Genomic DNA, 6,776 nt, shown 5'->3' with positions numbered 1-6,776 from the left:
ATCGGGTATTGAAATAGGTTGTTTAGCACGCTATATTTTGCCTCGCGCTCATCGATTCGCGAGATCATCTTGTGCCCCGACACGCCGTAAATTCCGAAGCCCGCTACGTGTCCGCCCGCGCCGTTTCCGATAGGCAGGATATCCGTGCCTTTGTGGCTTAGCTTGATGTAGCCGTAGTTGTCGCGCCCTTTTCGAGCAAGCTTGGTAAGCTCCAAAACCTCGAAATTATCGCTTCCGACAAGTAGTGCGCCCGCAAAGGCGTGGTGCAGCTTCTTATCGATCTCTAGATCGTAGTAGGATTTGTCGATCTTTTTGTATAGCTCCGAGCCCTCGAAAAACATCAGCGAATAAAAGCTGGCGCTATCTAGACCTAGCTCATTTACATAGCGCGCGTCCTCTAGCGCTTCCTCTACGCTTTCGTTGGGGAAGTTGTAGATGATATCGCAGCAGAGCATGCCGTCAAATTTTTCTCTAAGATCTTTTAGTCGCTCGATTGCGCGAGCAGGCTTGTGCACGCGGTTTAGAAGCGCGCGCCCCTGTCTGCTGAAGGTCTGCACGCCGATGCTAAAGCGGTTTACGCCGAAGCTTTGCAGGGCGAGCGCTTTTTGCGTATCTAGATTATGCAGCGTGGTCTCTACGCTGATCGCACAGTCGTCTGCAATCTTGAAATTTTTATGCAGCGCGCCCAGAACCTTTTCGAAGTGAGCTTCGCTAAATACGCTCGGCGTGCCGCCGCCGAAGTAGATACTTTTGATCTTTTTGGTGTCGAAGTAGGGCATCTCGCCGTAGTCTTTGATCTGGCGGATCAAAAATTTAGCGTATTCATCCAGCTCGTCGCCGAGTTTGGAGCGCATCATCGAACAAAATGAGCAGATGTTGTCGCAAAAGGGCACATGCAGATAGATCACGCAGTCGCTGTCTTTCGCGGGCTGATCCAGCGCATCGAACAGCTCGTTTTCGCTTGCGGAAACGCTCTCGAAAAGTTTGGAGCGGTGGTGGGATTTAATGCGTTCTTTAAACATCTATTTCGTTGCCTCCGCGTAAATTTCATCCACCGTCTTGCCGATCTGCGGGCTTCCGCGCAAGATGAGCGTCGGGGCCTTTAAAATTTTGCCCGATTTTACCGCTTTGGTATTTCTAAGGATCGGATTTGCCTTTAAAAAATCCTCCGTCTCGCCGCCTACGATAACCATAATATCGGGGTTTTGCTCCAAGATGTATTCTGCAGATACCGAAGGCGTGCTGCCTTTTAGGCCGTCTGCGATATTTTTGGCGCCTAGGCGAGCGAAAATATCGCCTACTAGGGTTTTGTCGTTAAAGGCCATAGTGGCGTTTGAGCCGAAAAATAGCGCTACTTTTTTGCCGCGAAGAGCGGGTTTGTCTGCAAAAATTCCATCCATCTGCGCGCAAATTTTATCCGCCTCGCTCTCTTTTTTTACGATCGCCGCGACCTTCTTTACGTTTTGGCAGATATCTGCGGTGGAGTTTGCATCCATCGCAAGGCTCTTAAGTCCCAGCTTTTGCAGATTCTCGCTAACGCCTGCGGAGTGGAAGCTCGTAATAACCAGATCGGGCTTAAGCTCGACGATCTTTTCCATATTCGGCTTGACGTAGGTGCCTACGCTCGGTAGTTTCGCGGTTTCTGCCTCCGGGCGGATCTTGCTCATCGAAGTGGTGGCGATCGCAGCGATCTGATCTTGCGCGCCTAAGGCGTAGATGATCTCGACCGCGGCGGGATCAAGTACGACTAGACCTTTGGCGAATACAAAGCTCGCCGAGAGCAAAGCTATAAGAATTTTTTTCATAATTTCTCCTTTTTGGGTAGTATAAACTTTACCCCGTTTTCTTCTACTATTAAGGCTTCAAAGCCGTAAATTTCTTTTATGATCTGCGGCGTAAAAAGCTCGCTCGCACTGCCGCGATACCTCACTACGCCATCTTTTAGCATAAAAATTTCATCGCAAAACAGCGAGGCTAAATTTAGATCGTGCAGCACGATGACGCTCGTTAAATTTAGCGTTTTGGTTAAATTTTCGCATATCCTCATCGCTTCGATCGCGTAGTTTATATCAAGCGCGCCCGTGGGCTCATCGAGCAGTAAAATTTCAGGCTCGCTGACGAGCGCTCTAGCAAGCAACACGCGTCCGAACTCCCCGCCGCTTAGCTCAAATGCGCTACGCTCTAGGAATTTTTTCACGTCCAAAAGCTCTGCCATTTGCTCCACTTTAGCGTGATCGCTCGCATCGTAGCCGCTAAATGCGCTTTTTAGGCGGCAAAACCTGCCCGCAAGTAAAATTTCATTCACGTTCAGCGCGGCTGCGAGGGCTGTTTTTTGCGGCACGAAGCCGATGAGCGCGGCAAGCTCTTTGAGGCTATATTCGCTTGCTTTTTTGCCGTTTATTTCGATGATCCCGCTTGCGGGCTTTAAAATTTGCAATATGTTTTTTAGCAAGGTGCTCTTGCCGCAGCCGTTAGGACCCAAAATCCCGTAAAATTTCCCCCGTTTTAAATTTAACTCTATGCCTCGCAGAATCGCCCGCTTGCCGTAGCTGAAGTTTAGCGCCGAAATTTTCATGCATGCTTCCTAAACGCGAGGTATAGAAAAAAGGGCGCGCCGAAAAAGGAGGTCACCACGCCGATCGGAATTTCTACCGGCGAGAGGGCGTTTTTAGCGATTACGTCGCAAAAAACCAAAAAAACTCCGCCGGTAAGCGCGCTAGCGGGGATCAGCACGGCGTTGCTAGACGTGCGAAGCGCCATACGCAAGGTATGCGGGATGATGAGCCCCACAAAGCCTATCATCCCCGTAAACGCGACCGAAAAGCCGATGATGAGCGAGGAGACGATGAGTAGGCTCTTTTTGGACTTCTCGACGTTGAGTCCCAGCGATTTCGCCTCCTCGTCGCCGTTTAAGATGATATTTAGCTCGTGACGCTTCGCGTAAAAATACGCCATGCAAAACAGCAGCGGCGGTAGCAAAAGCGCGATCTTTTGCCAATTCGCCCCGCCTAGATAGCCCATCATCCACGCCGTAATCCTAAAGCTATCCTCTCCGATAAGATAGACCGCAAAGGAGGTAAATGCGCCCAAAAACGACGATACGGCGATACCTACGATCAGTAGCGTCGAGATCGAGCGGGTGTGAGCGGCGAGCTTAAAGATCACGATCGACAGCGCGCTTGCGCTTAAAAACGCGAAAATTCCGTAAAAAACGTCGCTAAGCCCCAGCAGATAGGCTATGACCGCGCCGAAAGTCGCTGCCGAGGCGATGCCGATGATGTATGGGTCTGCGAGCGGGTTTAAAAACACGCTTTGCACTACCACGCCCGAAGTTGCCAGCAGCGCGCCCACTAAGATGCCCATTACTAGGCGCGGCAGGCGCATTTGCAGCAAGATGAGCTGCTTGGTCTCGTCTATCTCGCCGAAGGTGAAAAATTTTACGATGTCGCCTAGCGAAATGCTCGCTCCGCCGCTACTTATGGCTACTAAAGCAAGCAAGACGAAAGCTGCGATTAGAAAGAGATAAAATTTAAAGCTCATAGCCCACCAGGCGAACTATACGCGCAGATTTCGTCGCGGCGGATATTTTTAAAATTTAAACGGTATCGGGAATTTATGCGCGCGGAATTTATGAAATTCTCGCGGCTCGCATCGTCGTTTTTACGATTTGCGTAGCTTTTGATATCAGCACGAAAAAGTACGTAGCCGCACACCTGATCCGGCATAAATTTCCTCCTAAAAGTATTCGCGATTTTTATTAAGAAATTAAAATCGTTATCATGGGATTTTATCGCTTGATTTCTTAAACCGCGATAAATTCCGTAACGGCTAAGAGCTGCGGAGCTAAATTTGGGCGATTAAATGTTAAAATTTTGTGCGCCGCCAAGCCGTCTATTTAAATTTGAAATTCAAAATTTAGGCGTTAAATTTAAACGCCGAAAGAGCTCTTTTTAATTTCGCGATTCAGCTTTAAATTATAAAAACGCCGATAAAATACGCACTAAATTTTATTTAACGAGCCCAGCTTTAAAGGCGCAAGCCGTTTTGTTAAACGACAAATTGCGCCAAAGCTGCTCGCTAAGCTTTAAGGAGTGAGCATGAAATTTTGGCAAAAGATCCTTTGGGCGGCGGTCGCCGTCATAGGGGCGTGGTGTTTCGGCGTACTTGCGCTAAATAAAGGCGAGAGCATCAGCGCCGTCTGGCTCGTAGTGGCCAGCGCGTGCATCTATCTGATCGGATACACCTTCTACGGGCGCTTTATCGCGTATCGCGTCTTTGAGCTGGACGATCGCCGCGCAACTCCTGCGGTGATCCGAAACGACGGACGCGATTACGTCCCTACGAACAAATACGTCCTTTTCGGGCACCATTTCGCCGCTATCGCGGGCGCCGGACCGCTCGTAGGTCCCGTAGTGGCCGCACAGATGGGCTATCTGCCCGGCACTATTTGGCTTTTGGTAGGCGTCGTGCTCGCAGGCGCGGTGCATGATTTCATCGTGCTCGTGCTCTCCACGCGACGCGGCGGCAAGAGCCTCGGCGAGATGATCAAAGATGAGATGGGCAAGCTCACCGGCGGTATCGCGATGATCGGGATTTTTTTCATCATGCTGATCATCGTAACGATCTTGGCGATGGCCGTCGTAAAGGCGCTCGCGAACTCGCCGTGGGGGCTTTTTACGATCGCGATGACGATTCCTATCGCCATATTTATGGGAATTTACATGAGGTTCTTGCGCCCTGGCAAGGTCAGCGAGGCATCGATCATCGGCTTTGTTTTGCTGATGCTTGCGCTTTGGGGCGGGCATTACGTCTCGATCGATCCGTACTGGCACGACGTTTTTTCGCTAAAGGGCGAGACGCTCGCGCTTCTTACGATCGGCTACGGCTTTGTAGCGGCGATTTTGCCCGTGTGGCTGCTGCTCGCGCCGCGCGATTATCTAAGCACCTTCCTTAAGCTCGGCGTCATCATCGGCATGGCGGTCGCGATAATCTTTGTCGCGCCTGAGCTTAAAATGCCCGCTACGACGAAATTTATCGATGGCACGGGTCCCGTTTTTGCGGGCCCGATATTTCCGTTTTTGTTTATTACGATCGCGTGCGGCGCGATCTCGGGCTTTCATGCGCTGATCTCCAGCGGTACGACGCCGAAGATGGTGGAGCGCGAAACCCACGCTCTTTTCATCGGCTACGGTTCGATGCTTATGGAGAGCCTTGTGGGCGTAATGGCGCTCGTAGCGGCGTGCATCCTAAGCCCGGGCGAATACTTCGCTATCAACTCGCCAGCCGCGGTACTCGGTAAAGACGCGGTAAGCGCCGCTACGTATATAAACTCTATCGGATTTAGTATCACGCCCGAACAGATCGGTGCCTTGGCTTCAAACGTCGGCGAAACCACGATGATGAGCCGCACGGGCGGCGCTCCTACCTTTGCGATGGGACTAACGATGCTGCTGCATCAGATCATCGGCGGCAAGGAGCTGATGGCGTTTTGGTACCATTTCGCGATTTTGTTTGAGGCGCTGTTTATTCTGACCGCGGTCGATGCGGGCACGCGCACCGGGCGCTTTATGGTGCAAGAAATTTTAGGCAACGTCTATAAGCCATTCTCCGATACTAAAAATTCCCTCTACGGCATCATCGCGACGCTGATCTGCGTGGCGGGCTGGGGCTATCTGCTCTACAGCGGCGTTACCGATCCTATGGGCGGAATTTACACGCTGTGGCCGCTTTTCGGCGCGTCCAATCAGATGCTCGCGGGCATCGCGCTGCTGCTTGCGACGGTGGTGCTTTTTAAAATGGGCAAGCAAAAATACGCCTTCGTCACGATCGCTCCTGCGATTTGGGTGCTTATAACCACGCTTTATGCGGCGATCTTAAAGCTGATGCCGGCTAACGGCGAGCGCGTGCACGACGCGGTAAGCCACGTGGCTATCGCGCAAAATACCGCCGTCAAGCTCGCCGGCCTGAGCGATCCCGCGGCGATCGAAAAGGCGCAGGCTATCATCAGAAATAACGTCATCGACGCCGTGCTATGTGCTCTTTTCGTCGTCGTTACGATCATCGTCATCGCCCAAACGATCCGAATGTGCCTTAAAATTTCAAAGGGCGGCGCGAGCGATGGATATTTCAAGCTAGCAGAAAGCGAGTACGTAGATAGGGGCGTTTATGAAAAAGTTTAAATTTAATCCGCTCGCAGCCCCGAAGGCCGTGGCGAGGTTTTTGGCGCGCGCGGATGCCGCACTTGCGCCGCTCATCGGGCTCGGCGATTACGAGGGCTATCTACGCCATTTCAGAAGCGCTCATCCGGACGAAATCCCGCTAAGCAGGGCGGAATTTTTCCGCGCGATGCAAGATAGCAAGGCAAAAAACGTCAAGTGCTGATAGCGGCGAAAGGGCGCGGTCGCGCCGTACAAATCGCCGACCCGCGACGCTTTGCCGTCATATCACGAAATTTCGCCGCGGGTTTGAAATTTTAATTTAGACTAGGGCACGGATAAAGTGCGCGAACGAGGTTAAATTTAGCACGCCGCGCAAACCGCCTCCGAGAAAATTTGACTAGCGGCATGTGAGATCGTGAAATTTAGCACATCACACTGCAAAATTTGACGCATAAGGTTGCGAAATTTCACCGCCGCCTTATTGTTTAATTACGATTATTTGTCGCCCTTGCAGCTATTTGTATTACCGTTTTGGTAAATTACTTTAAATTTAAGCCTGTATTTCATAAAATAGCAAAATTTTCAATAAGGATCAGATCATGAAAAAAGCGATTTGGA

General features: G+C 51.0%; 7 protein-coding genes. 2 read left to right on the top strand and 5 right to left on the bottom strand.

Annotated features, from left to right (window positions below):
• From Q0256_RS00820 to Q0256_RS00800, 5 genes are all read right to left on the bottom strand, one after another.
• The coding region (locus Q0256_RS00820; protein WP_297959149.1) for a radical SAM protein at positions 1 to 1,022 on the bottom strand (1,022 nt) is incomplete at its 3' end.
• Positions 1,023 to 1,805, bottom strand: a complete 783-nt coding sequence (locus Q0256_RS00815; RefSeq protein WP_297959147.1) for an ABC transporter substrate-binding protein — start codon at positions 1,803 to 1,805, stop codon at positions 1,023 to 1,025.
• Positions 1,802 to 2,575: an ABC transporter ATP-binding protein gene (locus Q0256_RS00810; protein WP_297959145.1), complete on the bottom strand. Its 774-nt coding sequence runs from the start codon at positions 2,573 to 2,575 to the stop codon at positions 1,802 to 1,804. Before Q0256_RS00810 ends, Q0256_RS00815 begins: the two co-directional genes overlap by 4 nt.
• Complete coding sequence (locus tag Q0256_RS00805) at positions 2,572 to 3,540, bottom strand: iron ABC transporter permease (protein WP_297959143.1); 969 nt, start codon at positions 3,538 to 3,540, stop codon at positions 2,572 to 2,574. The genes Q0256_RS00810 and Q0256_RS00805 overlap by 4 nt, the downstream gene beginning before the upstream one ends.
• Positions 3,537 to 3,725 carry a hypothetical protein gene (locus Q0256_RS00800; protein WP_297959141.1) on the bottom strand — a complete coding sequence of 63 codons (189 nt, stop codon included), beginning with the start codon at positions 3,723 to 3,725 and terminating at the stop codon, positions 3,537 to 3,539. Before Q0256_RS00800 ends, Q0256_RS00805 begins: the two co-directional genes overlap by 4 nt.
• Positions 3,726 to 4,097: 372 nt before the next feature.
• On the opposite strand from Q0256_RS00800, the gene Q0256_RS00795 reads away from it, so the two are divergent.
• Together Q0256_RS00795 and kcuS are read left to right on the top strand one after the other, a co-directional pair.
• Complete coding sequence (locus tag Q0256_RS00795; RefSeq protein WP_297959138.1) at positions 4,098 to 6,179, top strand: carbon starvation CstA family protein; 2,082 nt, start codon at positions 4,098 to 4,100, stop codon at positions 6,177 to 6,179.
• On the top strand, positions 6,166 to 6,381 hold the full coding sequence (gene kcuS / locus Q0256_RS00790) for a KCU-star family selenoprotein (RefSeq protein ID WP_297898049.1): 216 nt from the start codon (positions 6,166 to 6,168) through the stop codon (positions 6,379 to 6,381). Before Q0256_RS00795 ends, kcuS begins: the two co-directional genes overlap by 14 nt.
• The last annotated feature ends 395 nt before the right edge of the window (positions 6,382 to 6,776 follow it).

It is taken from the genome of uncultured Campylobacter sp. (assembly GCF_937949835.1).
In the GTDB taxonomy this organism is placed as follows: domain Bacteria; phylum Campylobacterota; class Campylobacteria; order Campylobacterales; family Campylobacteraceae; genus Campylobacter_B.
The sequence above is the reverse complement of the archived record's forward strand: the minus strand, read 5'-3'. Positions and strand labels throughout refer to the sequence as shown.